This window comes from Rhodococcus sp. P4_B6, from assembly GCF_056402215.1.
The window spans coordinates 97,365-116,140 of sequence record NZ_JBFUHV010000020.1; the positions used below are offsets into that span (position 1 = coordinate 97,365).

Genomic DNA, 18,776 nt, shown 5'->3' on the forward strand with positions numbered 1-18,776 from the left:
GACTCGATCGGCACCGTCGACGTCGGTTCGTGGTGCGATCGAATCAGCGACTGTGGTTGTGCATGACGTGCTTGGTGCGGGAGTAGTCGTCGAGGGCGTAGATCGACAGGTCGCGGCCGTAACCGGAACCCTTGAATCCACCCCACGGGACCTCGTTGGCCAGCACCAGGTGTGAATTGACCCAGACGGTACCGGAATCCAGCCGCGCAGCGATGTCGTGACTGCGGCGCGCGTTCTCGGTCCAGACCGAAGCGGACAGGCCGACGGGTACGTCGTTGGCGCGGCGCACGGCCTCGTCCTCGTCGGTGAAGGTCTCGACGGTGACGACGGGTCCGAAGATCTCCTCACGGGAGCACTCGGCGCCGTCGGGGACGTCGACGAGCACCGTCGGTGCCACGAAGTAGCCGGTACCGGCCAGTGCCGTTCCGCCGATGGCGACCCGGATGCCCTGCTGGGCGGCGCGATCGAGGTATCCGACGACGCGATCGAAATGAGCCTTGGAGACCAGGGGCCCGATCTCGATGTCGTCCCCGGAGCCGGGTTCGCCGATGGCGAGTTCGCGGACCTGAGCGACGAAGAGTTCGACGAACTTGTCGGCGACCGACTCGTGGACCAGGACGCGGCACGCCGCGCCGCATTCCTGCCCGGAATTCCAGAAGCTCGCGACCCGCAGCGATTCAGCTGCCTCCTCGAGGTTGGCGTCGGCGAAGATCACGACCGGCGCCTTGCCGCCGAGTTCGAGGTGGACCCGCTTGAGGGTCTCGGCGGCGCCGCGGGCGACGGCGCGGCCACTGCCCACCGACCCGGTGAGGGCGATCATGTCCACGTCCGGGTGCTCGGCGAGCCGGGCGCCGACGACCGAGCCGCGGCCTGTGACCACGTTCAGCACCCCGGCGGGCAGCAGGTCGGCGACGAGTTCGGCGAACTTCAGGGTTGTCAGCGGGGTCTGCTCCGACGGCTTGATCACCAGGGTGTTGCCGGCTGCGAGGATGGGGGCGATCTTCCAGGCGGCCATCAGCAGGGGGTAGTTCCACGGGGTGACCACTCCGACCACTCCGAGGGGTTCGCGCAGGATCACCGACAGGTGGTTCTCGACGTAGTCGCCGGCGGCCATGGACGTGGTCGCGCGCAGAGCGCCGGCCATGAAGCGGAAGGTGTCGATGGTGCCGTCGACGTCGTCACGGGAGACGGCCAGGGGCTTTCCTGCGTTCGCGGATTCGAGCCGGGCGAGCAGGTCGGCGTTGGCTGCGAGCCGGTCGGCGATCTTGTGCAGCACCTCCGACCGCTCCTTGGGTACCACGCGTGCCCAGGCTTCCGCGGCCGCTGCGGCGACGCTCACCGCACGGTCGACGTCCGCGGTGGTGCCCTGCGGGATCTGGGCGATGACGTTCTCCGCGCTGGGGTCGATCACATCGAACACGTCGCCGGGAGCAGCATCGTCGAAGGCGCCGTCGACGAAATGCGAGGTAGGGGGAAGATCGGCCGCCGTGATCAGCGGCGCCGAGCCGGGTGCACGGCGTACCGTCACGTCCTCGACGGGAGTAGAGATGGACATCAGAGGTACCTCCATGATCGTGGAACTCGAGCTGCAGGCCCGGTCCGTTGTGGATCCCGGGCCGATTACGGCGGGCATGAATAGTGCGGGTGCAATGGCGTGTATTCGGGGATCGCCTGAGGTGGGCGTGCTGCTGCGGCATCTGCGTCTCGCACCAGACTAAAATGTAATCACAGATCACACAAGGGTGAGGCTGTTTTCGGTCGCCCGAAAACACCCGGAAAGCGCCATGTGCTGCTGCTGCTCCGACAGCGCGTATTACCGATCGGAGGTCGCCGGCCGCCGGGGGAGGTCCGATCGCCGGTTAATATGTGATCTGTGGTCATGTCCAAGCGCGCCGAGCCGACACTTCTGACCGATCAGGTCTACTCGATGATTCACGAGTCGATCATGAACGGTGATCTGCCTGCCGGTGCCCGCCTGCGCGTGCGTGATCTCGCCGAGCAGGTGGGAACCAGCGTGATGCCGGTGCGCGAGGCGATCCGCCGACTCGAGGAAGCCGGGTTGGCCGAACGCGTGCCCCACCGGGGGGCGGTGGTCAAAGGCCTGACCCTCGCCGAGTTGGTGCACGTCTACGACGTGCGCCGGCTGCTCGAGGTGGAGGCCGCCCGGCTCGGCGCCCAGCGAATCAGCGCCGAGGACTGCGACCGGATGCAAGCCGAGTTCACGCTGATGCGCGCCGCCGTCGCCGAGGGACGCGTGGTCGCCCTTCTCGACCACGACGAGGCCCTGTTGTCGATCCTGTACGAGGCCGCCGCGAATCCTGTTCTTCTGCAGACGATCCGCAACCTGTGGAACCACTGCCGGGCCTACAAGATCGTGGGCGCGCAGGGAAGCCTGGACTCCGGGGGAGACGACCCGCTGTGGCGATTCCAGGAGCGCCTCGTTGCTGCTGCCCGGGATCGCTCGGGTGAATCCGCGGCCGCGGTCAACGAGGAATCGCTCCTCGACGCGACCGACCGCATCAAAGCGCTCCTGGCGACCGAGCAGGCCGCGTCGGCAGACGCCGGCTAGCGCGAAACACACCTCTACGCCGTCGGCGCGAATCGCCGTCGAGCAGTGCACCCTCGGGCCGGTATGACCCCCGAGTAACCACGGCCGGAAGGTCGCGCCGCCGAAGATGGTGGGCCCGCGGCCGGGTGAGCGATCGGCTGTCCCGCTGTGTCATCGGGGTGGAAGCACGCCCGGGGGTTGTGTGATCTGTGATTACATATTATTGTTCTGTGACGAGACGCACATCACACCAGAGGGTGCGGGAAGTAGTGAACGAAGCCAGCTCGTATCGCCGGGTCGCCGGCACGGCCTCGGGTCGAGAATCACGTGTTCTCGAATCGCTATGTGTCTCAACAGGAATTGAATCAACATCCGACCACCTCGATATCGCCACCGAGGAATGCCGCATCAGGTCCGGGTCGGCACAGTATGTCAACAAGGAGTCCGAGATGACGACGACCAACCCGTTGGACGACGCGCCACTGTCCACATTTCACAAGAAGTTAGCGGTGTTCTCCTCGGGAGGGCCGTTCCTCGACGGTTACGCCCTCTCGATCATCGRTGTCGCGATGGTGCAGATCTCGGGCCAGTGGAACCTGTCGTCGGCCGAACAGGGCCTGATCGCCGCGTCCACGCTGATCGGCATCCTGCTCGGCGCCTTTGCCGGCGGTTGGCTGACCGACCGCTTCGGCCGGGAGGTCCTGTTCACCCTCGACCTGGTTGCGATCATCGCCTGCTCCGTGGCGCAGTTCTTCGTGGAGGGCGTCGTCTGGTTGATTGTTCTGAGGCTGCTCCTGGGCATGGCCGTGGGTGCGGACTACCCGATCGCCACGTCACTGATGACGGAGTTCGCGCCGCGTAAGTACCGTGGTCCGTTGCTGGGTGCCTTCGTCACCATGTGGTTCGTCGGAGCGGCGGCAGCGTACGTCGTCGGCGAGGTCCTGGCGCGAACCGCCGGAGACGACGCGTGGCGTTGGATGCTCGCCAGTGCCGCATTCCCCGCAGTATTGATCGTCGTGGCCCGGGTCGGCACACCGGAGTCGCCCAGGTGGCTGGTCAGCAAGGGGAAGATCGACAAGGCCAACGAAGTGCTGCTCAAGGTCTACGGTCCCGGTGTCACCGTCGCCGACCTTCCTGCGGACGAAGAGACCAACGTCGGCGTCAAGGAACTCCTCCGCTCCGGCTACGGCAAGCGGATGGCCTTCATCACCCTCTTCTGGACCTGCTCGGTGGTTCCGTTGTTCGCCGTCTATGCCTTCGCCCCGGCCATCCTCGGTGCCCTCAAACTCGAGGGCGACGCCGCACACATCGGATCCGCCGCCATCACCATCCTGTTCATGGTCGGTTGTGTCTTCGCGCTGTTGCTGGTCAACCGGATGGGCCGGCGCCCGCTGCTGATCCACAGCTTCGTGTGGTCGGGTCTGGCCCTGCTGCTGCTGGGAATCTTCCCCGGAGCGCCGAGCGCGATCATCATGGTTCTCTTCGCCGCCTACGCGGTCCTCATCGGCGGCTCCCAGATCCTGCAGTGGGTGTACCCGAACGAGCTGTTCCCCACCGAAGTCCGCGGTTCCGCAGTCGGATTGGCGTCCTCGCTCAGCCGCATCGGCGCTGCGATCGGCACGTTCCTGGTGCCGCTGTCCCTCAGTAGCCTCGGCATCGGCGTCACCATGCTGATCGCCGCCGGCGTCACCCTCTTCGGTGCCGTGATCTCCCAGATGTGGGCACCCGAGACCCGGGGGCTGTCCCTCTCCGAGAGCGCCGGGCTCGGCCAGACGGCCAAGTCGCCCGCCCCCGCGGAGACGATCTCCGTGTAGCAGAACCCAGGCACTATTCGAGAACCGTGTCCTTCGCTTCGAAGGACACGGTTCTCGTGTGTCTCATGGACTTTCCCGGCAGCGCCGAACCGTACAGGCCGGCACTCGACCGGTGAACGCTTGCTGCGGGATTCGGTGTCTCTGCGGTGGCAGACATACGGCACCACTCCGACGGTCAACCGGCGAGCAGTCGGGAAGGCCTATCGCTTCGCCCTGACGACCAACGTCACCGAGCCATCGTCGCGGACGGCGACGATGGCTCGGTGACGTAAAGGTCAGCGACAGTCAGTGGGTGTCGATCGCGTCGGCTTCGTGCTTGCGCCGGCGAATTTCCAGCGCGCTCGGGCCTCGCGACGAGTGACGTCGACCGCTGACGCGCACTGACGCACGATCCCGCGGTCGTTCCTTCGTGACGGTGCTGTCGGACGTCGCCGGTGCTGGAGGAGTAATTTCGCCGGCCTTCTTCGGTTCGCGCGTTGCGACCCAGCACACCGTTGCTCCGACGCACACGATCGCGGTACCGACCCAGAAGGTGACTCCGAGCGCGGTAGCCAACATCAGCGAAGAGAACGCAGCCGACAGTACCGGTGTGAAGTAGGAAGCGGCAGCGAGCAAGGTCATGTTTCCGTGAAGAATGCCCACATTCCACAGGGCATAGCCGAAGCCGATGGCGCATGYCGCTACCAGTGTCGCTACCACCCCGGTCAGCGTCAGGTGGAGGGGTTCGGTGTCACTGAACAGGTACAGGACCCAGAACGATGCTGCGGTAAGCATGAAGAACGGAGTAATCCCGTTGTTGCCCTTGGCGAACAGCTTTGTCACGGTGCAATACGCGGACCAGATGACGGCACCCAGGAGTGCGAGGGCGTAACTGAGGGGATTCGTGCGAATGTTCTCGATGGTCCCGGGCAGGTCGAGTCCGGCGTCACCGCCGAGGACCAGTGCGATCCCGGCAATGGACAACCCGATGCCGGGGATGAACAAGAGCGAGGATCTCTGACCGGTGAACAGGATGGCGAACAGGACTGTCAGGCACGGCCACAGGTAGTTCACGATGCCGACCTCGATCGCCTGGCGCGCGTCGGTTGCCAGTCCGATCGCGAGAGCGAAGCACACTTCGTATCCGGCGAACATCAGCGCACCGGTCAGCAGATAGACGCGGTTGAACTCGCGAAGTTTGGGCCACCCGACGGTGAGGAACAACAAAACGGAGCAGCACGTGTAGATCATGGCCGCGCCGCCGATGGCGCCGAGACTCTCGGTGACCAGTCGGATCATGCCGACCATGGTGCTCCACAACACAATCGCTGCCAGGCCGGCCAAGGTTGCGTTCCGGCCAGTCATCGCCACTCTTGCCAAGATGATCCTCCTTCGTGCTGAGCTCAGGGATTGTCGAACCCGAACACCGTGACGTGCAGGCGAGGAGGGAGTTCGTCCCGCGGCACACCTGAGAGGTCTGTGGATCGAGTTGTCGTGGGCACCACGAATCGGCGTACATCGGCGCGAGGGAACCCGACCGTTACGCGATTCTTACCTGAATGTAATCTGTGATCACAAAATTGACAAGGTGACGTGCGCCGCAGTGGTCGGTAGGCGTGCAACCTGCAGGAATGATCAGCGGTGGCCATCACGGGAACGCCGTGTGGCCCGCTCGGGGAGCGGGCCACACGGAACTCTCGGTCGGAATCAGAAGTCGGGGTAGTAGCTCGGACGCGGCGCCGTGGTCCGAATGTCGGGAAGCTCCATGTTCCGCTTGTCCTCCTCGTCATCGACCCAGCAGTCGGCGATCTCGTCGGTGGTCGCGAACCAGACACCGTCGTGGGACACCATGTGCTCGATCAGCTTCTGGTACCACATCATGTGATGGGCCTGGCCGACGATCTGCGGATGCACACACGAGACGAACGCGGCACCCTCGACGTTCTGATAGCCGTAGTCGAAGATGTCGCGCCAGCGTTCGAAGACGGTACGACTGTCCTGCTGGCCGGCCTGTACTCCGGTGATGCAGGCGAGTGGCGGGAAGTCGTCGAGGTACCAGCTGACCGGCAGTTCGAGGACGTGGCTCGCCTTGCCKGGCTTGTTGCCGTTCTCCCAGTCGATGGCCCACCGCTGCGGACGGTATGCCTCGAGGTCGCGGCCCATCAGGGAGGAGTCGTACTTGAACCCCATCTTCTCGACGATGTCCAGGGTGTTGTCGGAGTAGTCCCAGTACGGCGAGCGGTACCCCGTCGGACGAACACCGAGTTGCTTGTCGAAGGTGGSGAAGGCACGCTCGACCAGCTCCTCCTCGGTCCCGGCATCGATCAGGGTGGGGTTCTCGTGGAAATACCCGTGGTGGCCGAACTCGTGACCCTTCTCGGCGATCTGTTCACATTCCTTCGTGAACGTGTCGACGGTGTGCCCGGGCGTGAACCAGGTGGTCTTGATGTCGTAGCGGGCGTAGAGATCGAGTAGGCGCGGGACGCCGACCTTGGCGCCGAACTCGCCGCGCGACATGAAGGACGGGCTGGGTTTGTTGAACCCGCCCAGCCAGAGTGACTGTGCGTCGAAGTCGGTTCCGAGATTGACTGCAATCTTCTTGCCCGCGGGCAGTTCGAGATGACCCATTGTCGCTTCTCCTGATATCGGTTGCGTGCTTGTGGTGGGGTGAGGCTCGTCGAGATCGGCGGAGCGTCCTAGCCGAGCTGGCGTGCGGTGGTGTGGGAGGGCCAGCGGCGGTAGGACTCCACGCGCCGGCGGCGATCCTGGAACGTGGTCGCGGCACCGTCGAGACGGTTCCGGCGCAGGACATCGAGATCGACGACGCCTGTGACGACATTCTCGGTGTTCGCTACGGGCGCTTGCGCCACGACCCCGGAGGGGGTCCACGGGAGGTCGCAGGGCGAGAGAATCGAACTCTGGGTCCACCCGCTGGGGATGGGGCCACCGGGTGCGCCGCCGGTGGCGCAGTGCGCGAAGTAGACCTGGTTCTCGATGGCGCGGGCCTGCGCGCAGTGCCGCACCCGCCAGTACCCGTACTCGGTGAAGGTGTACGACGGACAGAGAATTATCTCCGCGCCCTGTTCGGCGAGCGACGACGCACATTCGGGAATTTCGGTCTCGTAGCAGACGTTGAAACCGACCGTGGCGAACGGAAGTTCGAAGACGTCCATGTCGTCGCCCTCCCTCGTCGACCAATCCGCCTCCGCAGGAAAGATATGCGTCTTGCGGTGCTCGTACTGTTCCCCGTCGGGGCCGAAAATGTATGCGATGTTGTAGTATCCGTCTTCGCGATATTCCAGGTGCGATCCCGCCGCGATGAATTGATTGCGCTTGCGCGCTTCCGAACTGAACAAAGAACGGTATTCCCGGGTGTAATCACCGATACGCGTCAATTCGGTGACCGGATCGTCTTGCCACGAATCGGCGATGGTGAACAACTCCAGCGTGAACAACTCCGGGAAGAGAACCAGGTCGCTGCCGGCCGCCTGGTCGAGGAGTCCCCGTGAATGGTCGGCGAACTCGTCGAAACTACTCACCGGACGGATCGCGAAGCTCGCGGCGGAAATTGTGATCGAATCTGACATTGAACCCTGCCTCGGTTGTGACGACCATTACGGATGCATTCACGCTAACGACGAACGCGCCGTAAGGCGGCTAGACCTGGGCTAGCCATATGGCTAGCGACGCAAATCTCCGTAGTATTCGATGACATGGTCGGTCTCCCGGAAGATTCGCCTCGGTGGAAGCTCTCGATGCTCGCGGAGGAGCTCGCCGAGCCGCTGCGGCTTCTCCGTGTCTCGATGAAGGCGCGCGAGGCCGTCATCATCTACGCACCGAGTGGCGGGCCCCTGCGGGTGATTGCATCGGAACCGTTGGGCAACTCGGTGTTCACGTCGGAGGAACCCGTGCGCAGCAACATCCAGTGGTCACCTGTCGCGGCCACGGCCCGGCACGTGCGGCTCACGTCGTTGATGCGCCCGGTCTCACTCGATTTCGACCGTGCACTGATCCTCCCGTTCGCGGACGGTCACGGGCACGGCGAGGTGATCCTGGGGTCGGCGGCCGCACTGGACGCGGAGACGCTCGCGACAGTCCGGCGATTTGCTCGGGATATCGACGCGCTCCGTACTCGTGTCCACGAGACCAGGCATCGCGACCTCGACCGTGCCTACCGRGTTGTCGCGCGCGCGGCAACGTCCGACGTCTCACTGGACCGCGTTTTCGACATCACTCTCGCCGCCGCGCGCAATCTGCTCGAAGGAGATGTCGCGTATCTGTCGTTGCCGGTCGATGACAATTACTTCGTCTTCACTCGAACGCTGGGGATCAACACCGACCCGTTCCGTGATCTCCGGGTCGGGTCGGGCGAGGGGCTCGGCGGGGCGGCGCGTGAGACCGGGCACCCCATTCGTTCGCTGAACTACGAGGAAGATCGCAACCTTCGCGCCGCCATGCGCGAGGAGACGCGTGGCGAGGGAATCAACTCGGCACTGGCGGTTCCCGTCCGTGACGGCGGCAACGTCGAGGCGGTGCTCTACGTCGCGAGCCGGCGGCCGCGCGCGTACAGCGAAGACGACGAACGCGTACTGGCGGATTTCGCGAACGCGGCACTGCTGGGTCTGGACCGGTCCAATCTGGACGAGAGCCGGCGGGAGGTCGTTCGAGACCAGGAACGTGCCCGGCTCGCGCAATCACTCCACGACGATCTGGTACGCCGGTTGACCCAGATCGGTTTCGCGGCAGAGGAACTCGAATACCAGTCGACCGGTGACAGCCGATCGCGTGCAGCGTCCATCAGCGCGAGTGTCGACGAGTGCATGTCGTTGGTGCGTGACGAACTGCGTCACCTCCTGCAGAGCGAACGGGCGAGTGAGTGCACCCTCGAAGACGTCGCGGAGCGAGTGTTCGCTGTGCCGAGTGTGTCGGGCATGAGCCGAACTGCCGACTTCTCGTCGGGCGGTGTCAGCGGGGCGGGCATGCACGTGCGGGTGCCTGCAGACATCGGCGAGGCGATGTGCAAGGTGGGCCAGGAAGCTGTCTTCAACGCCGAGAATCATTCGAAGGGAGACCGATGTTCGATGTCCTTCGAGGTCCACCCCGGGGTGTGCGTCATGTCGGTGAGCGATGACGGTCGATCCTTCGACGCACACGAACCCTTCGAGGGCCACTACGGAATCGAGTTCATGATACGTGAAGCGCGCAAGGTCGGCGGCGAGGTGAGGTTCGATCGCACCCCGTCGGGAGGACTGTCCGTCACGGCCAGCTTCCCGATCGGCTCCGATCAGGCGGTATCAAGTTGAGCGACGTGCCGGAACCGCGCCGGATCGGTGTCTTCTCGATCGACGACCACGAGATAGTCCACGCCGGCCTCGAGCGGTTGGCGGAGAGGGAACCCGACTTCGTCTTCCTCGGAGCAGCGGCAAGTGTCGCGAGCGCGGAGAAGGACGCCCTGCGCTGCTCCCCGGATATCGTCATGCTGGACCTCTTCATCGGCGAAGAGCAGGGGTGGTCGTTGTGCCGCGACCTACTCGCCGCCTCGCCCACCACCAAAGTGGTGTTCTACACCGGATACGGCAATGCCCAACTCGTGGACCGGGCAATGCTGTTGGGCGCATCGGGATACATCCTCAAAGCGGCGAGCATGTCGGCGCTCCCGGACATGCTGAGAACAGTCGTCCGCTCCGGCCAGTACATCGATCCCGCACTCCTGAAGGAGTGGGTGGACGCACGCCGGGTAACCACCGAGAAACCGGCGTTCAGCGAGCGCGAGCTCTCGATCGTGACCATGATCGCCGCCGGGCTGGACAACTACGCCATCGCGGAGCGCATGAACCTCACGTTCCACACGGTGAAATTCCACATCGGGAAGATGCTCAAGAAGACCGGAGAATCCAACCGCGCCGGGCTGGTTCGCTACGCCAAGGAGCGGTTCCTCATCGAGTAGGGCTGTACCGGAAGGTCGCCAGTTGACCGGATTGCCGGTCGACCGGCGATCGATCCGTCGCGGAGTAGGTTGTAGGTGTCAGCTGTTGGGCAATGGCTCCGGAGCCGGCTGGGTCGCGAGATCTGCGGCGGTGAGCGCTCCGGACGCAATTTCCTGCTGCACACGGAATTTCTGGATCTTCCCGGACGGTGTCATGGGGAGTGTGTCGGTGAAGTACCACAGCGACGGCGTCTTGTGGGCGGCGATTCGGTCGCGGCACCAGGCTTTCAATTCGGTCGGGTTCGGTGGATTGGCGGGGTCCGCCGGTCGCACGACGGCGCCGATCTGCTCGCCCCATCGGGTGTCCGGAACCCCGACGATCGCAACTTCGGCCACGTCGTCGTGGCGGAACAGCAGTTCTTCGATCTCGCGCGGATAGATGTTCAGGCCGCCTCGAATGATCATGTCCTTGAGGCGGCCGGTGATGCGGAGGAAGCCTCGTTCGTCCATCGTCGCGAGATCACCCATGTGCAGCCATCCGTCGGCGTCGATGGTGGCGGCGGTTTCGTCCGGCATCTCGGAATAGCCGAGCATCGTCTGGTAGCCGCGACAGCATATTTCACCCTGTTCACCGATCGGGACAATCTCCTGGGAGACGGGGTCGATGATCTTCACTTCCAGTTCCGGCAGCGGCTGTCCCACCGTGGTGGCCTGATCGGCCGGATCGTCGGTGACTCGGGTCTGGCTGATGACGCCGTGCATCTCGCTCTGCCCGAACAGGATCGTGACTTGGCAGTCGAGTTCGTCGAGCACCCGTTCGACGAGTGCCTGGGGAACTGCTGCCGCACCGGACAGTACGGTGTGGAGGCTCGACAGGTCGCGTGTTCCACGGTCCGGGTGCTCGAGAAGCGCGATGAGCATCGTCGGAACCATCAGCGAGTGCGTTCCGCGGTAGGCCTCGAGCATCTCGAGCATGAGCGCGGCGTCGAAGCCGGGTAGCACCACATAGGTCCCGTGTGCCGCGAACGTCCCGAGTTCGGTGACGGCACCGCCCCCGATGTGGTACATCGGCAATGCGTTGACGCAGACGACGTGGTCCACCAGCCCGGCCCGCTCGAACACGAACGTGGCTTCGTTGACGATTCCTTTGTGATGCAGGAGTGCACCTTTGGGGAAACCGGTGGTTCCGGAGGTGTATTGAATCTGCACCGGGGCGGTGGGTGCGACAGCGGGAAACTCCAATGCCGGATCGCCGGTCGCGATGAAGGACCGCCACTCGCTGGGTGCGATCACCATGCGGAGTTCGGGGAGCGACGGCCGTACTTCCGCCAGAAGTGCCGTGAGGTCCGCGCCGCGATAGGTATCCCGGTAGAAGAGTCCGACCGAGCGGGACTGGCGGAGGATGTACTCGAGTTCGTGGGCGCGGTAAGCGGGGTTCACGCCCACCACCACCATCCCGGCCATCGCGATCGCTTGCTGGAGGATTACCCACTCTGCACTGTTGGGCGCCCAGATTGCGATCCGGTCTCCGGGCGCGAAGTGGGCCAGCAGTGCTCTGGCTACCATCTCGGTGTCGGCGAGGAGTTGACGGTAGGTCCACTCTCGCCGATCGGCTGGATCGGGAGTTCCGTCGACCAGGGCGAGGCGGTCGGGTTCCGCCGACGCGGCCTCTCGCAGCAGGTCGCCGACGGTGATGTCGCGGACGCCTGAGCTCGGTGTCGCCGGCCAGAGAGACTTTTCGAGGGGCATGATGCAATCCTGCCTTCGGACTGTGCGGGGTGGGGGGAGTTGGTGGAGCGAGAGGTGCTCGTGACGAGGAAGCCGGAGTCGGCTGTGAGGCGGTGTCTCAGTCACCACGCAATGTAATACATATGTGGAGCTGATCGCTATGAATCCGTCAAAATAGTGTGGACGAGCTGAGGCGCGGCACTCGATCCCTCACCCTGCCGAGATGCCACCATTCGGGCTGACCGCTTGCCCGGTGATCCGACGGGCCTGAGGGCTGCACAGAAACAACACGAGGTCCGCCACGTCGACCGGCTCGGCGACCCCCAGTGACGCCAGTCCGGCGGCCTTCGCGAAGAGCTTGGCGCTGAACGGCTCGGCCATGACACGGTCGTAGGCGCCGGTGTCCCGGATGAGCGACGGCGTCACCGCGTTGACGCGGATGCCGTCGCGCTTGGCCTCCATCGCAAGGGTTTTGGAGAACATCACGATGGCCGCCATGGCCGCGCCGATGACGGATTCTCCCGGGGTCGGATGTTTCGCCGCGTCGGAAGCTATGTTCACGATCGCGCCGCCGTGCTTCGCCCGCATGTGTGGAAGTACGGTTCGGCACATATTGATCGGGCCGAGCGCCTGCTGCAGCAGGATAGCGGGAACATCTTCGGGGAGCGTGTCGTGAAACAGCTGGGGCGTGAACGCGCTGACCGTGCTGTTGATCAGGATGTCGGCCGGTCCCAGCGAGGCCGACAGTTCCTCGGTCACCCGCGCGGCCTCGGCGGGGTCGTTCACATCGCCCGCCGCGAAGAAGGCCCAGACACCCGAAGCGAGTGTTCGAATCTCCGCCGCTGCCTTCTCGCCGCGTTCGGTGTTGCGGCCGACCAGACCGATGCGCTGGGTGCCCGCCCGGACCAACTGGCGGGCGACCTGCAGGCCTACTCCGCTCGTCCCACCCACGATGTAGACGGTCGCCTCGGACAGGTCCGGTACCCAGACTTCGGGTGTGTCTGTTGTCATCGGATGTTCCTCTGCAGTTCGAGGGGCACCGGTTCGCCGGTGCCCGAATGGGAATGGCCGGGCCTGCCGTCGCAGTCCTGGCAGTGCGGCGTTCCGCCCGACAGGCTCGCCCGGAATTGTTCTTCGGTGGCGGCGTCGGACGACGTCGGCGCCTGAGCGGTGCCCGCGTAGTCGTCGCGGGCCAGCAGTCCGGCGCCGTACGCGCCCGCGATCTGTGGCTGATCGAGTAGTTCCACCGGGTGGCCCAGCGCCCGCGAGACGTGAAGCCGGGCGGCCGGGTTCTTCGCCACTCCGCCCGTCATCACCGTCGGTGTCGCCTTGCCGACCTGTGCCACCAGTCCGAGTGTGCGCGCCGCGACCGCTTTGTGCACGGACGCGGCGATGTCCGCCTTCTCGCGGCCCTGCGCCAGTAGTGAGATCACCTCGGTCTCCGCGAACGTGGCGCACATACTGCTGACCTCGAGGCCCTCGGAACCGGCGAGCGCGAGTTCGCCGACTGCGTCGATGTCGACTTCCAGTGCCCGCGCGAGCACGTCGAAGAAGCGGCCGGTCCCGCTCGCGCACCGGTCGTTCATGGCGAACCGTTCCACGAGGCCGTCGTCGTCGACGATGATGGCCTTGCTGTCCTGTCCGCCGATGTCGATCACCAGCCGCACACCCGGGTGCAGGGCTGCGGCGCCGCGGGCGTGGCAGGTGATTTCGGTGAACGTCCGGTTCGCCCCGGGGACCAGTTTCCGCCCGTAGCCGGTGCTGATGGTCCGCCGGATGTCGGATTGCGCGACACCGGCGGCCGCCATCGCCCCGTCCATTGCGCGCGCGACCGCTTCGCGGCTCACGGCTCCCATCTGGACGACACTCGATCCGCGCAGGGCGCCGTCCTGGTCCACGACGGCGGCCTTCGCCGTGGTGGACCCGAGGTCCACGCCCATGACGAACCAACCCGGCGTTGTCTTGTCTGCGGAGGTGGCGGCCATCTAGATCACGGACTTCATCCGTTGTACGTCGATGGCCTCGAGCATCGCCTCCAGTCGACTGTCGAACAGTTCGTCGTTGTAGAACGACGCGTCGGCGACGTCGCCTTCGAAGAAGAACGACTTGACGCCGCGCTCCGTCTCGGCAGCGCGGGCGAGCATCGTCTGCGGGTTGGTCATCGCCCGGCACGTCCGCGTCGAGTGGAACGCGATCCCGTCGATCGCGTATTCGTCCAGCCGGCGGAGCAGGAGTTCCTGCAGGTTCTTCAATCCGTGGTTCAGTGGGCAGAGCAGGTAGTGCTGCGCCATGCCCAGGAGCGGGTTGTCCACGTCGATGAGCTGCGGCTCCTGCCAGAAGGATTCGTGGGTGTAGCGGCCGGCGACGACGGCGACGTCGTATTCCGCGAACTTCCGGGTGAGGAAGCCGAGCTTGTTCCAGTTCATGATGCCGTCGAAGTACACGCGGTAGCGTTCGTCCGCGACCGCGCTGACCCCGTCGGTGACCCGCTGCTGAATTTCGGCCTTCACGCCGGCGAAGTAGTCGACCAGCGCCTGATTGCCGGGCAGGAAGTTGATCGGGGCGATGCTCGCGACCCAGTCCCAGTAGGTCGCAGGCGTGGGTGCCTGCGTGCAGAGCGCCATTCCTTCGAGGCGCAGCTCGGAGGCCCGTTTGATGTAGGACATGCTCTCGCTGAGTCCATCCCAGTCGAACGGTCTCCCGGTCTGGTATTCGAGGAAGGTGATGAGCTCGCGCAGCTGCCCTTCGACGTACTTGCTCACCTCGGTCCACTCCTCGCCCCGCATGTACCCGGCGTCGGGTTTGTTGCCCCACAGCATGGGGATCGAGACGTTGAACAGCGGGAGCTTGCGATCGAATACCCGGTACGTCATCGCGTCCCATTGCTGACCGGTGCTACATCCGGCGTAGCCGTTGACGAAGAAATCCGGGGCAGGCAGTTTGCTCGCCAGTTCCTGCTGGTCGACCATGCCGACCACGCCGGTCTCCCGGTCTGCGGCGGTTTGGTGCGTCAGCACCGCGCAGCCGAGATGTGTTCGCGCATAGGAGCAGAGCTCACCGATGTAGCCGTACTCGGCGCCGGCAGCCTGGGCGGGCCCTTCGAGGTGCTGGGCGGCCAGTCGGGCGGCGAACGCCTCGCCGTGGCACCACTCCAGGCCCGCGGCCTGGAACAGCGGGTTCAGTGCGGCGCCGTTGTACCAGACGACGTGCTTCCCGCGCTCCTTGGCGGTGAAGATGTTCTCCCAATAGTCGGCCACCAACTTGCCGCCGGCCCGCGTACTCGACAAGCGGCGGGTCTTTTCCTTGCTGATCTCTTCGATCGCCATGGCGAACTCCTCTGAGTGAAAGTCGAATTCAGGACGGGACGGGTGCGAGCTGACGGCGAATGCGCTCCACGAAGGTCTCGATCTTGGTGCGGAGTGTCTCGACGGGGTTGCCTTCGTGCTCGGTCTCGAGGAGCAGCAGCGGTATCCCGCGCGCGTCGAGCGCCTTGCGTAACTCCGGGTAGTAGAGCATGTGGGGTTCGCAGAACTTCGCCATCAAGACGACGACACCGTTCGAGCGGCTCCTCTCGAGTGAGTCGATCAGGTAGGTGTCCCAGTCGACCCCGACGGTGACCCGTGTCGGGCACGGGGCGTTGTCGTTACGGTCCAGGTACCACACCGACAGCGCCTCCAGCGGGTCGCCGTGCTCGGGTACGTCGGTCGAGATGTACCGGAAGCCGGTGTACAGGTCGTCGTCGACGACGATCACTCCGGATTCCTCGATCACATCGAGGACCTCGGGGCGCGGGGCGTGGCAGAAGTGACCGGAGAGATGCAACCGCACCAGATCGCCGGGTGCGTCGGCATTCGGATCGAGTCGGACGAGAAGACCGTTCAGGGCGGCGTTGTGTTCATCGATGTCCATCACCATGCTCGACTTCACCAATACCTGCATGTCGCTCGCGGTGATACGCGCACGGCCGGTGCGCCGCAGGTCGTAGAGTTCCCGGAGCAGGCGACGATTCGTGTTGAACAGCCGAATGCTCTCGGCGAGCGACTCGTCCGTGATCGTCGTCCCGACGACCGCCTCGATCTCGTGCTTGAGTTCGTGCACACGGCCCGCGACCCGCGGCTTGGTCCACGGATCGTCCATCGCGCTGGTGAACTGCGCGAAGTGCACCGGTTTCTCCGGCCGCGCCCAGCGGATCACGTCGACGGCGCCGAGGAGTTGCACGCAGTGATCGGCGGCGACGAAGCCGTCGAAGACGTCGAGTTCACCGACTGCGGCCTGATCGGCGACGCTCCGCGTGTAGCCGCAGTAGAACTCGGCAAGCAGGTTGCGGCCCTCCGTGATCGGGGTGCGGCTTTCCTGGACGATCACCGGCAACGCACCGGCGGCGTGCACGATCTCGGAAGGAAAGTTCATCGGAAAGGAACCGATCACGCGGTTTCCGTTCTTCGTTTTCCATGCCTGCGCGTAAGTGACCGGGTCATCGGCCGCCGCTCGCAGCGACGACATGACGGTCGGATCCAGTTCGTTCACATCCAGCCCTTCGACTTGGTGGACGGATACACCGCGGCGACTGACGAACTGCGCCGCGGCGACCTGACTTGAGATATTACGTTATTGGATAGATAGTATCCATAGTTGTCAAACATTGGTTGTGGGGAGAACCCACGCCGTCCGTTGTTCGGAGGCTCCTGATGAAACATGTGCTCGATGGATTGCGGGTCGTCGAACTCGCCGGGATCGGCCCGTCGCCCCACGCCGCGATGCAGCTCGCGGACCTCGGCGCCGAGGTCGTGCGAATCGAGCGTCCGGGGGGTGTGACGCAGTTGCTGCCCGTGGACAAGGATGCGGGACTGCGTAATCGGCGCTCGGTGAGTGCCGACCTGAAGGATCCCGCCGACCTGGCAAGGATCCTGAAGCTCGTCGACAAGGCCGACGTCCTCATCGAGGGCTACCGGCCGGGTGCGGCGGAGCGACTGGGCATCGGTCCCGACGTGTGCCGTCAGCGGAACCCTCGGCTCGTGTACGCCAGGATCACCGGGTGGGGCCAGGACGGCCCGCTCGCGCCCTATGCCGGGCACGACATCAACTACCTCGCGCTCACCGGTGCGCTGAACGCCATCGGACGGGACGGTGAGAGGCCACTCGCACCGCTCAACCTGGTCGCCGACCTGGGCGGCGGTTCGATGCCGGCGGTCACCGGCATTCTCGGCGCCCTCTACGCGAGGGAACAGACCGGTGTCGGAGACGTGGTCGATGTCGCGATGGTCGACGGGGTGAGTGCGCTCATGACGATGTTCTGGACACTCACCGAGAACGGGCTCTGGTCCGATCGGCGCGGGACCAACGTCATCGACGGCGGGGCGCCCTTCTACGACACGTACGAGTGCGCCGACGGTCGGTACATCGCGGTCGGCGCAGTCGAGCCGGTCTTCTACGCGCAGCTACTGACGGGACTCGAACTCGACCCCGCGGGTCTGCCGGACCAGTACGACGAGTCGGCATGGTCGGCGCTCCGGAACACCTTCGCCGACGTCTTCGTCACGCGGAGCCGAGAGGAGTGGGTGCAGGCGTTCGCGCACCTCGACGCGTGCGTGACGCCGGTGCTGGCCCTCGCCGAGGTGCCGGATCACCCGCACATCGCCGCGCGCAACACGGTCGTGACCGCGTTCGGTCAGCGTCAGCCGGCGGCGGCGCCACGCTTCGCCGAGGCACCACCCGCAACCTATGCGTCGCCCCGCACACCCGGCGCCGACACCGAGGCGGTTTTCCGGGACTGGGGTGTCGAATGACGATCGCTGACCGGGGCCTCGAGGGGTGTTGTGGCAACGGGCTGACGTGATGCGCGACGATGGCACTTATGTCTGACTCGAAGCCGTCCGACTCGAAACCGGAGTCCACCCCCGACAAGGAAGTGGCGTCGACCGGAAGCGCGCGGTCGGTCCTCGTCACCGTGCTCGGCGAACTCGTCGAACCGTACGGACAGCCGGTGCGGACGGCCGCGCTTCTCTACGTCCTCAAAGGGCTCGGGTACGGGGAGCATGCCGCCCGGCAGGCGATCGCGCGCACAGGTTCCGCAGGTCTGATCGCCGCCGGCCGGAACGGACGCGAAACGCAATGGACGTTGACGGACAAGGCGCATCGGCTCTTCACCGAGGGTGAACTTCGTGTCTTCTCCACCGACGTGGACACCACGCAGTGGGACGGCAGGTGGCTCGTCGTGAACGTGCCGATTCCGGAGTCTCACCGCTCGACCCGCAAGAAGCTCTATGCCGCGCTGCGGTGGGCCGGGTTCGGGAATCCGACACCCGGCGTCTGGGTCACTCCCCACGTCGACCGTGCCGCGGAAGCGGAACGAACCATCGAGTCTCTCGGATTGACCGCCAATACGGTCTCGTTCGTCGGGACGCTCGCCGTGCCCGGGATTCCCGAGAGCGAACTCGTCCGCCGTTCATGGGACCTGGAGGCCGCCGAGAAGGAGTACGACGAACTGCTCGACCGCTTCGATGCGCGAACCTTCCAACCGGGCGACGAGTTGCTGTTCGCGCACCTCCAACTCGCGGACGCGCTACGGCGCATGCCCTATATGGACCCCCGTCTGCCCGAGGTGCTGCTGCCCGACTGGCGCGGGCTGAAGGCCGCGCGGCGGCTGCGAGACCTGCGCGCGGAGTGGACCCCCACCGCGCACGCGCAGTGGCGTCGGATCGCCGGTCTCGACGTACCCGCCGCTCAGGTGCCGTAGGCGGTTTCGGGGACCTTCCCATGTTCGGTCCAATAATTTACAGTG

15 protein-coding genes are annotated in these 18,776 nt (G+C 65.1%); 6 read left to right on the forward strand and 9 right to left on the reverse strand.

The window, feature by feature from the left end:
• Positions 1-43: 43 nt before the first annotated feature.
• On the reverse strand, positions 44-1,555 hold the full coding sequence (locus AC1DWT_RS12835) for an aldehyde dehydrogenase family protein (RefSeq protein WP_477920822.1): 1,512 nt from the start codon (positions 1,553-1,555) through the stop codon (positions 44-46).
• Positions 1,556-1,879: 324 nt separating this feature from the next.
• Here AC1DWT_RS12835 and AC1DWT_RS12840 point away from each other — a divergent pair, with 324 nt between their 5' ends.
• Entirely contained in the window at positions 1,880-2,569 is a 690-nt protein-coding gene (locus tag AC1DWT_RS12840) for a GntR family transcriptional regulator (RefSeq protein ID WP_477920895.1), read from the forward strand.
• A gap of 428 nt (positions 2,570-2,997) precedes the next feature.
• Positions 2,998-4,362, forward strand: a complete 1,365-nt coding sequence (locus AC1DWT_RS12845) for an MFS transporter (protein ID WP_477920824.1) — start codon at positions 2,998-3,000, stop codon at positions 4,360-4,362.
• A 285-nt stretch (positions 4,363-4,647) separates the two neighbouring features.
• On the opposite strand, the gene yddG is transcribed toward AC1DWT_RS12845, so the two are convergent.
• The 3 genes from yddG to AC1DWT_RS12860 form a co-directional block, all read right to left on the reverse strand.
• Positions 4,648-5,706 carry an aromatic amino acid DMT transporter YddG gene (gene yddG, locus AC1DWT_RS12850; RefSeq protein ID WP_477920826.1) on the reverse strand — a complete coding sequence of 353 codons (1,059 nt, stop codon included), beginning with the start codon at positions 5,704-5,706 and terminating at the stop codon, positions 4,648-4,650.
• Positions 5,707-6,048: 342 nt separating this feature from the next.
• A complete protein-coding gene (locus tag AC1DWT_RS12855) occupies positions 6,049-6,969 on the reverse strand; it encodes a polysaccharide deacetylase family protein (protein ID WP_477920828.1) in 921 nt (306 codons plus the stop codon).
• A 68-nt stretch (positions 6,970-7,037) separates the two neighbouring features.
• A complete protein-coding gene (locus tag AC1DWT_RS12860) occupies positions 7,038-7,928 on the reverse strand; it encodes a carbon-nitrogen hydrolase family protein (protein ID WP_477920830.1) in 891 nt (296 codons plus the stop codon).
• A 126-nt stretch (positions 7,929-8,054) separates the two neighbouring features.
• Between AC1DWT_RS12860 and AC1DWT_RS12865 the strand changes: the two genes are divergently transcribed.
• Together AC1DWT_RS12865 and AC1DWT_RS12870 are read left to right on the forward strand one after the other, a co-directional pair.
• Positions 8,055-9,644, forward strand: a complete 1,590-nt coding sequence (locus AC1DWT_RS12865; RefSeq protein ID WP_477920832.1) for a GAF domain-containing sensor histidine kinase — start codon at positions 8,055-8,057, stop codon at positions 9,642-9,644.
• A 5-nt stretch (positions 9,645-9,649) separates the two neighbouring features.
• Complete coding sequence (locus AC1DWT_RS12870; RefSeq protein WP_179377594.1) at positions 9,650-10,288, forward strand: response regulator transcription factor; 639 nt, start codon at positions 9,650-9,652, stop codon at positions 10,286-10,288.
• A 78-nt stretch (positions 10,289-10,366) separates the two neighbouring features.
• Here the strand turns inward: AC1DWT_RS12870 and AC1DWT_RS12875 are convergent, their stop codons facing one another.
• The 5 genes from AC1DWT_RS12875 to AC1DWT_RS12895 form a co-directional block, all read right to left on the reverse strand.
• Complete coding sequence (locus AC1DWT_RS12875; RefSeq protein ID WP_477920834.1) at positions 10,367-12,016, reverse strand: AMP-binding protein; 1,650 nt, start codon at positions 12,014-12,016, stop codon at positions 10,367-10,369.
• Positions 12,017-12,205: 189 nt separating this feature from the next.
• Positions 12,206-13,006: an SDR family NAD(P)-dependent oxidoreductase gene (locus AC1DWT_RS12880; RefSeq protein WP_095862116.1), complete on the reverse strand. Its 801-nt coding sequence runs from the start codon at positions 13,004-13,006 to the stop codon at positions 12,206-12,208.
• Positions 13,003-13,980 (reverse strand): acyl-CoA dehydratase activase, encoded by a 978-nt coding sequence (locus AC1DWT_RS12885; RefSeq protein WP_072937074.1) that lies wholly within the window; start codon positions 13,978-13,980, stop codon positions 13,003-13,005. Before AC1DWT_RS12885 ends, AC1DWT_RS12880 begins: the two co-directional genes overlap by 4 nt.
• Positions 13,981-15,321 (reverse strand): 2-hydroxyacyl-CoA dehydratase subunit D, encoded by a 1,341-nt coding sequence (locus AC1DWT_RS12890; RefSeq protein ID WP_072937075.1) that lies wholly within the window; start codon positions 15,319-15,321, stop codon positions 13,981-13,983.
• A 28-nt stretch (positions 15,322-15,349) separates the two neighbouring features.
• Positions 15,350-16,522: a 2-hydroxyacyl-CoA dehydratase subunit D gene (locus tag AC1DWT_RS12895; RefSeq protein WP_477920837.1), complete on the reverse strand. Its 1,173-nt coding sequence runs from the start codon at positions 16,520-16,522 to the stop codon at positions 15,350-15,352.
• A 161-nt stretch (positions 16,523-16,683) separates the two neighbouring features.
• Between AC1DWT_RS12895 and AC1DWT_RS12900 the strand changes: the two genes are divergently transcribed.
• Positions 16,684-17,781: a CaiB/BaiF CoA transferase family protein gene (locus AC1DWT_RS12900; RefSeq protein ID WP_477920839.1), complete on the forward strand. Its 1,098-nt coding sequence runs from the start codon at positions 16,684-16,686 to the stop codon at positions 17,779-17,781.
• Positions 17,782-17,840: 59 nt separating this feature from the next.
• A complete protein-coding gene (locus AC1DWT_RS12905) occupies positions 17,841-18,731 on the forward strand; it encodes a PaaX family transcriptional regulator (protein WP_072937078.1) in 891 nt (296 codons plus the stop codon).
• The last annotated feature ends 45 nt before the right edge of the window (positions 18,732-18,776 follow it).